Below are 14,153 nucleotides of genomic sequence, written 5' to 3'. Positions count from 1 at the left end.
GTCGTGATCGAGCAGCAACTGGTGACACCCGCGGCAGCCGGGGACGACCCGCTATCGGCAGGGGAGGCCCGGCCCACGTCCCCGGCGCCGTTGGCACCGGATCTGCGCTCGGCGGACTGGCGCGACAAGCCCAGTCGCACCGATTCGCTGACCTCCCAGGCGGCCACGATCGTGGGCGGGCCGGTCGGTGATCACGCCCTGATCGGCCGCAGCCGGTTCTGGACGCCGCTGCGCGTGATGCTGGCCTTCGCCGTGGTATTTCTCGCGCTCGGCTGGGCCGGGAAGGCCGGCTGCATCCAGCAGACCACCGACGGCCAGGGCCGTCTCACGCTGGACTGGAACAACGGCCGCCAATACGTGGCCATGTGCTACTCGGACACAGTCCCGCTCTACGGCGCCGAACATCTCGACGAGGGCGCGTTCCCGTACAAGAAGCAGTGGACCGACTTCGGCTCGGACGGCCGACCGCAGACCCGCTACATGGAATATCCGGTGTTGTCGGGCCTGTACCAGTGGCTGTCGATGGAAGTGTCCAATGCGTGGCAGGCCCTGCGCCTGCCCGGTGCGCTTCCGGTGGTGGTGTATTTCAACGTCGCGGTGGTGGGCCTGGCGATGGCCTGGCTCGTGACGGTCTGGGCGTCGGCGCGGCTGTCGGGCCGACGCGTCTGGGATGCGGCGCTGGTGGCGCTGTCGCCGCTGGTGCTGGTGCACGTGTTCACCAATTTCGATGCCTTGGCAACGGCCTTCGCCGCCACCGGGCTGCTGGCCTGGTCGCGGCGGCGGCCGGTGCTGGCGGGGGTGCTGCTCGGCCTGGGCGGGGCGGCGAAGCTGTATCCGTTGCTGTTGCTGGGCCCGATCGTGGTGCTGTGCCTGCGCGCCGACAGCCGTCAGCGACTGCCCGCGCTGTGGGAACATCTGCGCCACCGGGGAACCGGTCCGCTGCAGGCGGTGCGCGAGTATCTGGACGGCGCGCGGATCCGCCCGCTGCGGGCGGCCGGGGTCGCCGTCGCGTCCGCGGCGTTCACCTGGCTGCTGGTCAATCTGCCGATCGCGGTGCCGTTCACCGACGGGTGGCGGGAGTTCTTCCGCCTCAACACCGAACGCCACGCCGACCCGGATTCGCTCTACAACGTGATCACCTCGTTCACCGGCTGGCAGGGTTTCGACGGCCCGCTGGCCTCGTCGGAGACGCCCACGGTCCTGAATCTGGTCTCGCTGCTGCTGTTCGCCGGCGCCTGCGCGGCGATCGGTTACATCGGCTTGACCGCACCGCGGCGGCCGCGGTTGGCACAGTTGGCCTTCCTGGTCGTGGCGGCCTTCCTGCTCACCAACAAGGTGTGGAGCCCGCAGTATTCGCTGTGGTTGGTCCCGCTGGCGGTGCTGGCGCTGCCGCATCGGCGAATCCTGTTGGCGTGGATGACGATCGACGCGCTGGTGTGGTTCCCGCGGATGTACTACTACCTGGGCACCGACCGCAAGGGCGTGCCGGAGCAGTGGTTCACCGGCGCCGTCGTCCTGCGCGATCTCGCGGTGATCGGCTTGTGCGTGCTGATCGTGCGGCAGATCTACCGCCCCACCGAGGATCCGGTGCGCCGCGACGGCGTCGACGATCCGGTGGGCGGCATCCTGGACCGGGCGGCCGATCCCCTGCTGCCGTGGCTACCCGCGGCGCTGCGGCCGCGGCTGGCGCCGGTGACCGTCACCCACTCGCACGTCCCGGCCCCGCAATAACACCCTGGCGCGGGAGCGGTCCCGTACGGAAGGATCGAGCCATGAGCACGCTGAGCGAGAAGGCAACCACCTTCCTGAGCCTGCACCGACCCGGGGATCCCGTGATCCTGCCGACGGTCTGGGACGCATGGTCGGCGAAACTGGCCCAGGAGGCCGGGTTCTCGGGTCTCACGGTGGGCAGCCATCCGCTGGCCGATTCGCTGGGCAAATCCGATCGGGAGGGGATGACCTACGCGGAGGCGATGGCCCGTGTTCGCGAAATCACCTCGGCCGTCGACGTTCCCGTCTCGGTGGATATCGAATCCGGTTACGGGTTGAAGCCCGCGCAGCTGATCGACGGTCTGCTCGAGGCAGGCGCGATCGGACTCAATATCGAGGACACCGTCCACAGCGAGGGCGGACGGCTGCGCGAGCCGCAGGAGCATGCCGAATTCGTCGGCGAGCTACGCCGGGCCGCCGACAGCAGTGGTGTGCATGTGGTGATCAACGCCCGCACCGACCTTTTCCTGCGCCAGGACGGGGATGCCGCCGACCGCGTCGAGCGTGTCATCGCCCGCCTGCTCCTGGCCGCCGAGGCCGGTGCCGACGTGTTGTATCCGGTCGGCACGCGCGACGCCGACATCCTGCGTCGGCTGTGCACGGAACTGCCGCTGCCGGTCAATGCCATCGCCCCGCCCGACAGCGGCGGCCGCGCCTGGTTCGCCGAACTAGGTGTCGCCCGCGTCAGTTTCGGCCCCTTTTTGCAGCGAGCGCTGGCGGCCGAGGCGAATCGGCTGCTGGAACGCTGGCACTGAGACGGCTCAGACCAACCCGTTGGTACTGATCCGCGGTTCGGCGAGACCGGCCGTGGCGGCCTGCCACTGATTCTGGGCGAGATGTTCGAGCAGGCAGATCAGCAGCATCTTGCGATTGCGCTCGCCGCCGCTGATGCTGCCCTCGGCATAGGTCGCCATCTCGGCGGCAAGGGAATTGCCGACCGGCGCATCCGGTGCCGACAGCGCCCAGAACATCTCCGGGCCGAGAAGTACCGACGCCCCGCCGGTCTCGTTGAACCAGCGCCCGGCGTAGGCGATCAACATATCGGTGAACATCTGCGGATTCGACACCGCCTCGATGAACTGATTGAGCGCCCCGGCTCGTTCGGGACCGGATTGCATGATCGACGCCAATCGGCCTGCCAATTCGCGATATTGCCCCATATCCTGGTACTGCCCAACGTTTGACGACATGAGTCGGCTCCCTCGATGAGAATTCGGAAGGACTGGACGGGTACTACAGCGGTGCGCTCGTGTGCACGAGGCTACGGTTGTCCACCGTCGCCGCGGGCGGGTAGCGGCGGGGCTCGGTGAGCGGGGCGGCAATGAATGGACCGAGAAAGGGTTTGCGCTCCGGCTCGGTCGGAAGATCGGACATGTCGAACATATCCGGCACGGGCAAGTCGTCCGAGTCCGGTTCGCCGAATGCATGGATCGGCTCGGTGTCGAGATGCCGTGTCGTCTCGCAGGTCTCGGCGGACTCGTGGTTCTGCGCGGTTTCATGGGCCCGGACGGGCTCGGGGAGTTCCTGGGCGACGGTGCGCGGCTTGCGATCCTGCCGCCGATTCCACAGCATCAGCGTGAGGTGCACGGCGAACATCATTGTCATGGGCATGCCGGCGTAGATGCTCACCGACACGATGTCGCCACCGATCTCTCGGGCATATTCGATATTTCCCGCCACCGACAGCAGAGTCGACAACACGAACAAGCCCGTTGCGTACCACCAACCCAACCCGCCTTTGCGGAAGGAGGCGGTGGCGATGATGGATCCGACCATTAGCCCATCGGTCACTATGGGAACATTGGCGGCCAGCTGCGGCGCCACGAGATTGCGCACCGCGAGGTCGTGCAGTGCGGCGTACGACATCTCGAAAGATTTGTATGCCACCACGCAGGAAACGATTGCCGACGCGTGCAACGGCCCGGGCCTGAAGGAGATCAACCGCTGTTTCCAGGCAGGTCGATGCCGTCGCTCGGGCTCGTGAGCGTCGGCATCGACCGATGCCTCCGATGAGATCGGGGTCATAGAGGGGGAGCGTAGCGGCTGGCTGCCCCAATTCTCACGATCCTGTCGTTTTGTGTTCTTCGTTTCGTGTTCGGCTCAAAATCCCGATGTATCGCTACGAAGTTGCTACTCGTCGGTCAACGTTGCTGGCGCCACTTCGGAAGACGGAACTTGCCGCTTCCGGGATCGCACTCCAGGACGGGTAATCCGTATAGCCGGTCGCGGTCCGGCCGTAAAGGACGTCGTTGCGAATAGCGGCGAGCGGAAGATCGTTCGTGATTCGGTGCACCAGATCGGGATTGGCGATGAAAGCGCGCCCGAACGACACCAGATCGGCGTATCCCTCGCGCAGCGCCCGTTCGGCGGCGGCCGCGGAGGTCGGCTCCCGATTCTCCCCGACGTTCGCAATCAGCGTGCCGCGCCAGCGCGGGCGCAGATCGGCCAGTGCCGGATAGGCATCGTTGTCGGTCAGGTGCAGATAGGCCAGCTCGCGGCCGTCCAATTCCGCGACGAGCGCGCGGTACAGCGGCGCCGGATCGTCCTCGCGCATACCGAATTGCGGATTGCCGGGAGACAGCCGGATGGCGGTTCGATGCGAACCGGCCACGGCGGCAACGGCATCGACGACCGCGAGCGGGAAACGCATCCGATTCTCGATCGATCCGCCGAATTCGTCGGTGCGCAGGTTGGTGTTGTCGGCGAGGAATTGGTGAATCAGATAACTGTTGGCGCCGTGGATTTCGACACCGTCGAAACCGGCGGACAGCGCATTGGCCGCGGCGGCCGCATAGTGTTCGACCGCGGCGCCGATGTCGGCACCGGTCATCGCGCGCGGAGTGAGCGACGCCGCTTTACCGCCGTCGAGCAAATGCAATACGTCACCATCGGAGACCGCCGAGGGGCCCGCGGGCAGCGTGCCGTCGATGCGGGCCAGCGGGTGTCCCTTGCGGCCACCGTGCATGAGCTGCGCGAAGATTCGCCCACCGGCGGCATGCACCGCATCGGTGACCCGACGCCAGGCGGCCACGTGGGCCGCCGTCTGCAGGCCGGGCACCCAGGCTTCGCTCTGTCCGGTGGTGTGCGGCCAGATGCCTTCGGAGACAATGAGTCCCGCCGCGACCCGCTGGGCATAGTAGTCGGCGACGTCCGCGGTGGGCGAGCCGTCCGACAGCGAGCGCAGGCGGGTCATCGGCGCCATCACCACCCGATTGGGGAGGTCGAGGTGACGAGTGCGATATTCGGTCAGCAGCAACATGGGCGTACCGTAGAACCTGACATCAATGTCAGGTGCAAGGAGCGAAACCGTGCGCATCGGTGAGCTGGCGAAACGCACCGGAGTGAGCGTCCGGTCGCTGCGCTACTACGAGAGTCAGGGACTGCTGGCGTCCACCCGCACGTCGGGCGGACAGCGCGAGTATCCGGAAGCGGCCGTGGATCGGGTGATTCGCATCCAGGAGATGTTCGCCGCCGGGCTGCACAGCCGCACCGTTGCCCAATTGCTGCCGTGCATCCACGACTCCGACGGCACTCCGAACGCCCTCGCGACGACCCTGCTGACCGAAACGCTCGAGGCCGAACGCGATCGGATCGATGCCTCCATCAAGGATCTGCACCGCACGCGCGAGGTGCTGGACGGGGTGATTCGCGCGGCACACGGTGAGGATTTCGCGCACGGGGAACGGTGACATGCCTCGCCGCCGACCCGGGTGCGGATCGGCGGCGATCCGGAATGCCGCCTTTTGCGTGCCGGACGGTCAGCGCGCGGCCACCGGGACTCTGGCCTTCGCGGGCTCGCCGGGACCCTCGCCCAGCGACGTGGTCGGCTCGCCGTGGGCGGCACGCCGGGACGCGAGCACCATCCCGAGCACGCCCACACCGAGCCCGGCAATCGTCAACGGCCGCAAGGGCTGATCGATCACCAGCCAGGCCATCACGGCGGTCACCGCGGGGATGGCGAAGAACAGCTTGCCCACCCGGGTGGTGTCCCAGCGCCCCAGCATCGAATTCAACAGCAGGAATGCGCCCATCGAATTCACCAGCACCATCCACAGCAGTGCGGCGGCCAAGCGGCCTGGATGCTCGACGTGAAAATCGTGGTGCGCCAAGGCCATTACGCCCGCGAAGGGCGTACTGACCAGCACGTGCACCGCCGTCGCCGACCGTGAATCGACAGTGGGGGTGAATCGCTTCTGATACACCGTCCCCAGGCTCAACCCCAGCAGACCGATGACGCAGAACACCAGTCCGGCCACCGAGAACGCCGTTTGATCGGCCACGGCCAAGCCGACTCCGACACCGCCGATCCCGAATCCCAGCCATTGCCGCGGGGTCACGACCTCCCCGAGCACGCGACCGGCGAACAGCGCGATCACCACCGGATTCAGCCCTTGCACAAGGGAAATCACCGCGGCGGACACATGATCGGCCATGGCCGTGTAGAACGCGGCGAATTGAATCAGCTGCATCAGCAGGCCGACCACCACCGTGTGACCCAACTGCGCACCGCGCGGCCAGGCGGCACGCACCGCCAAGGCGTACAGCGTCAGTGCCACACCGGCGAGTCCGAACCGGGCGAACAACACCAGCAGCGGAGGGGCGGCGCCCACGCCGATGATCCCGACGACGAAAGCACTGCTCCACATCAGGACGAACGCCGTCGGCGCGGCCACGTCCAGCACTCGAGTCTTCACACACCCTCCGTAACTAACCACCTAGAACGGTTATCACCGTGGCATCGACGTCGATAACCTGTCAAGCCGGTTACTATGGGAGGATGTTCACCTTCGTCAGCGGGAACCTCGCCCTGGACTTCGCGGGCACGCTCCACACGCGCACCACCGAGAGCAGGGAACGGCTGGTCACCCCGCAGGATCTGGCCCGGTGGCTGGTCGCCGCCGGACTACTCGACGCCGAGCCCGACTGCGATACGACGACCCTGCGCCGCGCCGTCGAGCTCCGCGAGGCCGCCTACCGACTGGCCTCGGCCGCCCGGCACGGTCAGCCGTACGACGCGGACGACCGGGCACTGATCAACGAGTTCGCCGCGGGCGATCCGCCGAGTGTGATGCTGGAGGCCGACGCGACGGTACGACGCACCGGCGACGTGGGCGCCGCGCTGGCGGCCATCGCCCGCGCCGCGGTCGAACTGCTCGGCGGCCCGGACCGCACGCGGATCAAGGAGTGTGAACAGGGCGTCTGCACCCGCCTCTACGTCGACACCTCCCGCGCCGGCTCGCGGCGCTGGTGCGATATGACGCGCTGCGGCAACCGCGCCAAGAGTGCGGCATTCCGCGCCCGGCGCACGAAGTGAATCAGTGCGCCGCCGAGACCAATTCGCCCGGTTCGTACCGGGGAACGGGCGGCGGCTCCTTGCGCTGCCCGCGCATCTCGGCACGCGGGAACAGGAAGAAGAACAGCACCAGCAGAATCGCGCGACCCCACACCCCGAACTGCACGACGTGCTCGTCGAGCTCCGCGGGCGCACCGCTGCCCAGCGCATAGAAGTAGCGGAACACGCCGACGCCGATGGCGGCATCGGCCAGCAGATACAGTCCGATCGCCGACCACGGCACCTCGAGCAGCACCAGGAACGGAATCAGCCACAGCGTGTATTGGGGTGAATGCACCTTGTGGAACAACAGGAATCCACACAGCATCGAGGCGCTGACCCCGACCCACGGGAACGGGCCGCCGTTCGTATACCGCTTCCACCCGAGCCACACGGCCACGGCGAAGGCGAGCACCACCAGCAGGGGCGAGGCCGTCGACACCACGTCCTGGAACGACTCCTCGGCCCCCGGGGTGTCGCCGAACATCGGCCGAAGACCCCAGTACCAAATCGAGTTGGTGGTGATATCGGCCTGCCGCAACTGCTGGAACGTGATGGAGGCCCGCCAGCCGTCGTAACCGGCCAGCGCGAACGGCAGATTGATCGCCACCACCGTGGCCACGGCCGCACCCACCACGGCCAGCGCCCCGCGCACGTCGTAGCGCCGCCGATCATCGCCATGGCCCGCCCGGACCAGCACATACAGCGCCAGCGGGAGGACGAAGATGCCCGGATACAGCTTCAGGCAGAAGCCGATCCCCAGCAGCACCGCGGCCGCGATCGCTCTGGCCCGCAAGGAATATCGGGTCGGCACGGTGACCACGTACACGGCCGCCACCGCCGTGCACACCACGGGCAGTTCCCAGTTGTGGAAGGCGTAGAGCACCAGCGGCGGACCCACCGACCACAGCAGCGCGGCCGACCCCGACAGCCGGCCCAGCATCCACGCCGTCAGCAGGGCGAACGGCGCCAGCAGCAGCGCCGAGTGCAACAGGAACGCGGCGTCGTTGTCCGCACCCGCCGCCCCGAGCCACATCAGCAGCCCGCTGAGCACCGGATATTCCACGGCGCCGCCGGTCAGCGTGCCGTCGGGTGTGATGCCGCCGCTGATGTAGGGGAAGACGTGCTCGTTGATATCGCGGCCGAGCCACAGGAACTGGATGTCGGAATAACAGACATCGGAGTCCTTGACGCGGTCGAACAGTTCGCTCCGGCCGTCCTCGGTGAACGGCCCTCCGGCGCAGCGCGCCTTGTTGAGATAGGCGAACACCAGCGTCACCCCGCACAGCAGCAGCGCACTCGCCGCCGCGACCCGGCCCACCGGTCGCGGTGTGCCGGATGCGCGCTCGCTGCGGAAGGCTAGGCGGCGGCGCACACTGCCTCCTGCCCCATCGCTCCCGCCGGGACGGCGACGCGGGCGGCGGGTCGGTTCGACATGGCCACCACGATATGTGCCATACCCGGCCATCGCCCGCATTCCCCACCGGTGGGGATCGATTTCGCTGGTGAAGGACCGTTCATGTAGCCTTGTCGGGTTGCTGACGCAACGACCCTCCTGCCCACGGACCGTCCGTGGGCCGTCCTTAGTCCACAGGAGGTGATGGGTTCCCGTGCGTCATTACGAAGTGATGGTCATTCTCGATCCGAACCTGGACGAGCGCACCGTCGGTCCGAACCTGGACAAGATGCTCAGTGTGGTCTCCCAGCAGGGTGGCAAGATCGACAAGGTCGATCTGTGGGGCCGCCGTCGTCTGGCCTACGAGATCAACAAGCAGAGCGAAGGCATTTACGCGGTCGTCGATCTGACCGCCGAGCCCGCCACGGTGAGCGAGCTGGACCGTCAGCTGGGGCTGAACGAGTCGGTGCTGCGCACCAAGGTGCTGCGCAACGACAAGAAGTAATCCCCACCTCCCCGCAATCAGCCCTCGTAGTCGTCGGTGCCTATCTCTAGGCTCTAGCGCAACAGGCGAGTGCTACAGCGGACTGCACCGGAGAGCAGGAGGAACCATGGCAGGCGACACGGTTATCACCGTCATCGGAAATTTGACGGCCGATCCGGAACTTCGATTCACGCCCGCGGGCCAGGCGGTGGCGAATTTCACCGTCGCGTCGACGCCCCGCGTGTTCGACCGTAATACCAACGAATGGAAAGACGGCGAGGCGCTTTTCCTGCGCTGCAACATCTGGCGTGAGGCCGCGGAGAATGTCGCCGAAAGCCTGACCCGAGGCGCTCGCGTCATCGTGAGCGGACGGCTCAAGCAGCGCTCCTACGAAACCCGCGAGGGTGAGAAGCGCACGGTCGTCGAGCTCGAGGTCGACGAGGTGGGTCCCTCCCTGCGGTATGCCACCGCCAAGGTCAACAAGACCACCCGCGGTGGTGGCGGCGGCGGCTTCGGTGGCGGCTCCGGTGGTGGTGGGGGCTTCGGTGGCTCCAGCGGCTCGCGCGGCGCTCAGAGCGCAGGCGACGATCCGTGGGGCAGCGCTCCCGCGGCCGGCTCCTTCGGGGGCGGCCAGATGGACGACGAACCGCCGTTCTGACAACGGCTTTCACATCGGGGCCACACGGGCCCCCAGGAATTACGGAGTAAGACAATGGCCAAAGCACCGGCGCGCGAAAAGGTGCTGAAGAAGAAGGCGTGTGCCTTCTGCAAGGAGAGCAAGTCCGGCACGGTCAAGATCGACTACAAGGACACGACGCTGCTGCGCAAGTACGTCAGCGACCGCGGCAAGATCCGTGCCCGCCGCGTCACCGGCAACTGCGTTCAGCACCAGCGCGATATCGCCATCGCGGTGAAGAACAGCCGCGAGTTGGCGCTGCTGCCGTACGTGTCCACGGCTCGCTGAGAACGGGAGGCACACGATGAAGCTGATTCTGACCGCTGATGTGGACAACCTCGGTGCCCCCGGCGACACCGTGGAGGTCAAGGACGGTTACGGCCGCAACTTCCTGCTGCCGCGCGGCCTGGCGATCCCCGCCACCAAGGGCGCACAGAAGCAGGTCGAGGGCATCCGTCGGGCCCAGGACGCCCGCCGCGTGCGCGACCTCGACCACGCCAACGAGCTCAAGCAGGCCATCGAGGGCCTGTCCGATGTCTCGCTGTCGGTGAAGACCGCCGGCACCGGCAAGCTGTTCGGCTCGGTCACCGCGGCCGACGTCGCGGGCGCCATCAAGACCGCCGGCGGCCCGGTCGTCGACAAGCGCAGCATCGAGCTGCCGAAGGCGCACATCAAGACCACCGGCAAGCACGCCGTCGTGGTGCACCTGCACCCGGACGTGAGTGCCAAGGTCGAGCTGCAGGTCGTCGCCGCCGAGTGACGGCACGCCGCTGACGCATCGCCGAAGGCCACCTTCGTATCTCCACGAGGGTGGCCTTCGGCTGCGCCCGTGTGGGCAAAATTCGGGGGTAACTATTTATTAGCTATTCCGCGCCCAGCTATCAACAGACCGCATGGTTGATTATGGCCGCGAGGTTTAACCCCAGCTCGGGACTGTTTGGGGACAACTTTCCAAACCAACCACCCGTAATGTGATCCAGGCCATAACCCGGGAGAGCACTGTTAACCCAACACGCCCGGCTGTTCATCTCGAAAGACACGCCGATGCGCAATCGATCCACATGTGGGCATCCATGAAAATCCGCGCCTACCAGTGGAAATTGGTATTACCGAGTCGGTTTTCCCCAGGTAATGCACAGGGGCTGCACAACAGCAGGTGAACAGTCCCCAGTTTATCCACAGGCGTGTGCACACCACGGTTTGGTAGTCCCCAGTTCGGTCCCTTAGGTTCTTCCCGGTGTCGCACTCCGGCGCCCCGAACGACGCGTTTTCGTGAGCCTTTCCGAGCGCACCATCGGTTTGCTGCGACACCGCCTCTGAGCTGGTGCGCATCCGGTGGGGCGGTCGTACGGAATTCGAACGTGTCGTACCCCGGGCGTACAACGAGTGGTCGATACCGTCGACACCGGGTGTGATGAGAGAGGACGGTCGAGTCTGGTGGCAGTCGTCGATGATCGCGGACACTCGGACTACTCCGACACGCCCGGTGAGGACTTCGGTCGCCAGCCCCCGCACGATATGGCCGCCGAGCAGTCGGTGCTGGGCGGCATGCTGCTGTCCAAGGATGCCATCGCCGACGTCGTCGAGGTCATCCGCCCGGGCGATTTCTACCGACCCGCCCACCAGGCGGTCTTCGACGCCATCCTGGACCTCTACGGCCGCGGCGAGCCCGCCGACCCGGTCACCGTCGCCGCCGCCCTGGACCGGCGCGGCGAACTCAAGCGCATCGGCGGCCCGCCCTATCTGGTCACCCTCACCCAGACCGTCCCGACCGCCGCCAACGCCTCCTACTACGCGGAAATCGTTGCGGAGAAGGCGATCCTGCGCCGCCTCGTCGAAGCCGGCACGCGCATCGTCCAATACGGCTACGCCGGCGCCGACGGCCAGGACGTCGCCGAGGTCGTCGACCGCGCCCAGGCCGAGATCTACGAGGTCACCGAGCGCCGCTCCAGCGACGACTTCCTCCCCCTCGAGGAACTGCTGCAGCCCACGATGGACGAGATCGACTCCATCGCCAGCCGCGGCGGCATGTCCCTGGGCGTCCCCACCGGCTTCACCGAACTCGACGAAATCACCAACGGCCTCCACCCCGGCCAGATGATCATCGTCGCGGCCCGGCCCGGTGTCGGTAAATCGACGCTGGGAATGGATTTCATGCGCAGTGCGTCGATCAAGCACGGTTTGGCGAGTGTGATTTTCTCGCTGGAAATGAGCCGGACCGAGATCGTGATGCGTCTGCTGTCGGCGGAGGCGAAGATCAAGCTGGGGGATATGCGGTCGGGGCGAATGAGCGATGACGACTGGACTCGGCTGGCTCGGCGGATGAGCGAGATCAGCGAGGCGCCGCTGTTCGTGGACGATTCACCGAATATGACGATGATGGAGATCCGGGCCAAGGCCCGGCGGCTCAAGCAACGTCATGATCTACGCCTCGTCGTGGTCGACTACCTGCAGCTGATGACCTCCGGCAAGAAGGTCGAATCCCGTCAGCAGGAAGTCTCGGAATTCTCCCGAAGCCTCAAACTGCTGGCGAAGGAACTCGAGGTCCCGGTGGTCGCCATCAGCCAGCTGAACCGTGGCCCCGAACAACGAACCGACAAGCGCCCCATGGTCTCCGACCTCCGCGAATCCGGTTCGCTGGAACAGGACGCCGACATGGTCATCCTGCTGCACCGCCCCGACGCATTCGAACGCGACGACCCCCGCGGCGGCGAAGCCGACCTCATCCTCGGCAAACACCGCAACGGCCCAACCGCCACAATCACCGTCGCCCACCAGCTGCACCTGAGCCGATTCGTGGACATGGCACGCGGATAGCGGCGTGTTGTAGGGTCTCGGAACTCGTGACGGAATCTCAGAATGAGTGGCGGTGACGTGGCGGATCCGCCATGGTTCTGAGATTCCGTACTCGTCGCTGCGGCTACTTGACGATCACCTGTACGCGACGGGTCCGACGAGCATCGCACGATCGAGGATTTCCGGGATGAACCGCACTTGGGTGAGCTTCGCGGCCAAGGCGAAAGCACTCGGCAGGGCAGAGAAGTAGTCGCTGTCGTCCTCGTCGTCCCAGTCGTACTCGTCGTCGCGATCGTTCTCGTCGTCCCACCTGTCCACCGCCATGCCGAGTTCCCGCATGAACCCGTTGAGCCGGTCGGGCTCGGAGCCGTGTCGAAGGTAGGGGCAATCCAAGGGTTTGTACCCCGTGACAATCGTGCCGTCGATCGCGTACGCGAAGCTGGCCTCGGCGTAGTCGTGGCGAGTGATGGCCAGTACCTCACAATCACGCGACAATTCGGCCAGGACATCGTGGAGCGTGGCCATCCACCCCATCGGCTCGATGGCCACGCTCCACTCACCGACCTGCACGACACCCACGGTGCCTCCCCCGGATCCGCCGGATATGGAGGCGTTCTCGGTGGCCTGCTCCATGAGCTCATCGAAGCTCGATTCCTGGCCGTGGTCCTCGCCGCGGCTGAAGCGGCGCACCACCTCCGACGGCTTGAGCCCGCGGAAGAAGGCCACGGTGTAGATCTCGTCCAGCGGGCAGTGACGGCCGTCGTGAGTGAGGAGCCACTGGAATGGGGCCAAGGGGTCGGAAGTTGTCATAGCGTGCATGATGGCAGGTGCTACCGACAATCGGCGGCCTCGTTTCTTCCTCCGCCAGAGGACAATTCGAGACACCGCGCTCATTACCGCTTTGCCTTGGCGTAGAGGCTGACGGCCCGTGCCCGTTCTGTCGCGATGTGTGGTCCTCCGTCGAGCCATGGCTTCCGCGGGATTGTCGCTGGACAGCACCGCGCGGTGAATGGCGGCGTCGTCGTCGACGGCTTCACGCGCACCCCGGGCAGCGGCCGGGGGCCGCGCGGCACTGACGCCACTTGGCCTAAATGTCCTCGACGCCATCAGATCCCGAATGCCGCCGACCAACTCACTGTCCCGAGGAAATGCCATCGAACTGAGACAAACCCTCGCCGCGAAGACCTGAGGCAAACCGGAAACACCGAGGTCAGCCCACCAGCACATGCCACGAGTTTTGAGACCCTACACGTGTGCAGCGGGTTGCTTACTCGACAGGTAATCGACCGGGGTTTCGGGTGCATGCCATGATCGCGGCGTAACGAAGCGCGATCGACCGGAGGATGCCATGACCGCCTATGCCATTGCCCATCTGCAGGAGGCTGACCCGCACCCGGAGATCGCCGAGTACATCGAGCGCATCCCCGCCACCTTCGAGCCGTACGGTGGCCGCTTTCTCGTGCATATGACGCGGCACGAGGTGAAGGAGGGTAGCTGGCCCGGGAGCGTCGTGGTGATCGGCTTTCCCGGGATCGCCGAGGCGCGGGCCTGGTGGGACTCGCCCGCCTACCAGGAGATCGCACCGCTGCGCTCGCGCCACATCGACGGTGACATCATCCTGGTCGAGGGCGTCCCCGACGACTACTCCCCGGCTGACAGCGCAAAAGCCGTGCGGGAGGCCCTGTCCGGCCAGTAGCCC

16 protein-coding genes are annotated in these 14,153 nt (G+C 66.4%); 10 read left to right on the top strand and 6 right to left on the bottom strand.

The annotated features are described in order from the left end of the window. Positions 1-3: 3 nt before the first annotated feature. Positions 4-1,731, top strand: coding sequence for a glycosyltransferase family 87 protein (locus IU452_RS10320; protein WP_416382297.1), 1,728 nt, complete (start codon positions 4-6; stop codon positions 1,729-1,731). A gap of 41 nt (positions 1,732-1,772) precedes the next feature. Beyond that, positions 1,773-2,525 carry an isocitrate lyase/PEP mutase family protein gene (locus IU452_RS10315; RefSeq protein ID WP_195108723.1) on the top strand — a complete coding sequence of 251 codons (753 nt, stop codon included), beginning with the start codon at positions 1,773-1,775 and terminating at the stop codon, positions 2,523-2,525. A 6-nt stretch (positions 2,526-2,531) separates the two neighbouring features. On the opposite strand, the gene IU452_RS10310 is transcribed toward IU452_RS10315, so the two are convergent. The 3 genes from IU452_RS10310 to IU452_RS10300 all read right to left on the bottom strand — a co-directional run bounded on the left by IU452_RS10310 (position 2,532) and on the right by IU452_RS10300 (position 5,029). Further along, complete coding sequence (locus IU452_RS10310; protein WP_195108722.1) at positions 2,532-2,960, bottom strand: hypothetical protein; 429 nt, start codon at positions 2,958-2,960, stop codon at positions 2,532-2,534. A gap of 43 nt (positions 2,961-3,003) precedes the next feature. Then, a complete protein-coding gene (locus tag IU452_RS10305; RefSeq protein WP_267467517.1) occupies positions 3,004-3,795 on the bottom strand; it encodes a DUF2637 domain-containing protein in 792 nt (263 codons plus the stop codon). 94 nt (positions 3,796-3,889) lie between these two features. Continuing rightward, positions 3,890-5,029 carry an alkene reductase gene (locus IU452_RS10300; protein ID WP_195108720.1) on the bottom strand — a complete coding sequence of 380 codons (1,140 nt, stop codon included), beginning with the start codon at positions 5,027-5,029 and terminating at the stop codon, positions 3,890-3,892. A 49-nt stretch (positions 5,030-5,078) separates the two neighbouring features. On the opposite strand from IU452_RS10300, the gene IU452_RS10295 reads away from it, so the two are divergent. Further along, positions 5,079-5,459 carry a MerR family transcriptional regulator gene (locus IU452_RS10295; protein WP_195108719.1) on the top strand — a complete coding sequence of 127 codons (381 nt, stop codon included), beginning with the start codon at positions 5,079-5,081 and terminating at the stop codon, positions 5,457-5,459. 69 nt (positions 5,460-5,528) lie between these two features. On the opposite strand, the gene IU452_RS10290 is transcribed toward IU452_RS10295, so the two are convergent. After that, the gene (locus IU452_RS10290; protein WP_324192536.1) at positions 5,529-6,464 is read right to left on the bottom strand and encodes a DMT family transporter; all 936 of its coding nucleotides are present in this window, start codon (positions 6,462-6,464) and stop codon (positions 5,529-5,531) included. Between the two features lie 83 nt (positions 6,465-6,547). On the opposite strand from IU452_RS10290, the gene IU452_RS10285 reads away from it, so the two are divergent. Further along, on the top strand, positions 6,548-7,084 hold the full coding sequence (locus tag IU452_RS10285) for a CGNR zinc finger domain-containing protein (protein WP_195108718.1): 537 nt from the start codon (positions 6,548-6,550) through the stop codon (positions 7,082-7,084). A gap of 1 nt (position 7,085) precedes the next feature. Here the strand turns inward: IU452_RS10285 and IU452_RS10280 are convergent, their stop codons facing one another. Next, on the bottom strand, positions 7,086-8,423 hold the full coding sequence (locus IU452_RS10280) for a hypothetical protein (RefSeq protein ID WP_324192556.1): 1,338 nt from the start codon (positions 8,421-8,423) through the stop codon (positions 7,086-7,088). A gap of 289 nt (positions 8,424-8,712) precedes the next feature. Here IU452_RS10280 and rpsF point away from each other — a divergent pair, with 289 nt between their 5' ends. The 5 genes from rpsF to dnaB all read left to right on the top strand — a co-directional run bounded on the left by rpsF (position 8,713) and on the right by dnaB (position 12,475). Further along, positions 8,713-9,003, top strand: coding sequence for a 30S ribosomal protein S6 (rpsF, locus tag IU452_RS10275; protein WP_195108716.1), 291 nt, complete (start codon positions 8,713-8,715; stop codon positions 9,001-9,003). A gap of 106 nt (positions 9,004-9,109) precedes the next feature. Further along, positions 9,110-9,640: a single-stranded DNA-binding protein gene (locus tag IU452_RS10270; protein ID WP_195108715.1), complete on the top strand. Its 531-nt coding sequence runs from the start codon at positions 9,110-9,112 to the stop codon at positions 9,638-9,640. A gap of 54 nt (positions 9,641-9,694) precedes the next feature. Continuing rightward, positions 9,695-9,946 (top strand): 30S ribosomal protein S18, encoded by a 252-nt coding sequence (gene rpsR, locus IU452_RS10265; RefSeq protein WP_195108714.1) that lies wholly within the window; start codon positions 9,695-9,697, stop codon positions 9,944-9,946. A gap of 16 nt (positions 9,947-9,962) precedes the next feature. Further along, the gene (gene rplI / locus IU452_RS10260; RefSeq protein WP_195108713.1) at positions 9,963-10,418 is read left to right on the top strand and encodes a 50S ribosomal protein L9; all 456 of its coding nucleotides are present in this window, start codon (positions 9,963-9,965) and stop codon (positions 10,416-10,418) included. Positions 10,419-11,095: 677 nt separating this feature from the next. Further along, positions 11,096-12,475: a replicative DNA helicase gene (dnaB, locus tag IU452_RS10255; protein ID WP_195108712.1), complete on the top strand. Its 1,380-nt coding sequence runs from the start codon at positions 11,096-11,098 to the stop codon at positions 12,473-12,475. 114 nt (positions 12,476-12,589) lie between these two features. Here the strand turns inward: dnaB and IU452_RS10250 are convergent, their stop codons facing one another. Beyond that, positions 12,590-13,264, bottom strand: coding sequence for a DUF6461 domain-containing protein (locus IU452_RS10250; RefSeq protein WP_195108711.1), 675 nt, complete (start codon positions 13,262-13,264; stop codon positions 12,590-12,592). 538 nt (positions 13,265-13,802) lie between these two features. On the opposite strand from IU452_RS10250, the gene IU452_RS10245 reads away from it, so the two are divergent. Next, complete coding sequence (locus IU452_RS10245; protein ID WP_195108710.1) at positions 13,803-14,150, top strand: DUF1330 domain-containing protein; 348 nt, start codon at positions 13,803-13,805, stop codon at positions 14,148-14,150. Positions 14,151-14,153: the final 3 nt, after the last annotated feature.

Origin of the sequence: Nocardia transvalensis, from assembly GCF_015477765.1 — a bacterium.
Classification (GTDB): Bacteria; Actinomycetota; Actinomycetes; order Mycobacteriales; family Mycobacteriaceae; genus Nocardia; species Nocardia transvalensis_A.
This window is presented reverse-complemented; position numbering and strand designations above follow the sequence as displayed.

Bases quoted from the DNA above. Each gene is read 5' to 3' on its own strand.
- rplI (WP_195108713.1), top strand. From the start codon at position 9,963: ATGAAGCTGATTCTGACCGCTGATGTGGACAACCTCGGTGCCCCCGGC.
- IU452_RS10310 (WP_195108722.1), bottom strand. From the start codon at position 2,960: ATGTCGTCAAACGTTGGGCAGTACCAGGATATGGGGCAATATCGCGAA.
- IU452_RS10245 (WP_195108710.1), top strand. From the start codon at position 13,803: ATGACCGCCTATGCCATTGCCCATCTGCAGGAGGCTGACCCGCACCCG.
- rpsR (WP_195108714.1), top strand. From the start codon at position 9,695: ATGGCCAAAGCACCGGCGCGCGAAAAGGTGCTGAAGAAGAAGGCGTGT.
- IU452_RS10250 (WP_195108711.1), bottom strand. From the start codon at position 13,264: ATGACAACTTCCGACCCCTTGGCCCCATTCCAGTGGCTCCTCACTCAC.
- IU452_RS10315 (WP_195108723.1), top strand. From the start codon at position 1,773: ATGAGCACGCTGAGCGAGAAGGCAACCACCTTCCTGAGCCTGCACCGA.
- IU452_RS10305 (WP_267467517.1), bottom strand. From the start codon at position 3,795: ATGACCCCGATCTCATCGGAGGCATCGGTCGATGCCGACGCTCACGAG.
- IU452_RS10300 (WP_195108720.1), bottom strand. From the start codon at position 5,029: ATGTTGCTGCTGACCGAATATCGCACTCGTCACCTCGACCTCCCCAAT.
- IU452_RS10270 (WP_195108715.1), top strand. From the start codon at position 9,110: ATGGCAGGCGACACGGTTATCACCGTCATCGGAAATTTGACGGCCGAT.
- IU452_RS10285 (WP_195108718.1), top strand. From the start codon at position 6,548: ATGTTCACCTTCGTCAGCGGGAACCTCGCCCTGGACTTCGCGGGCACG.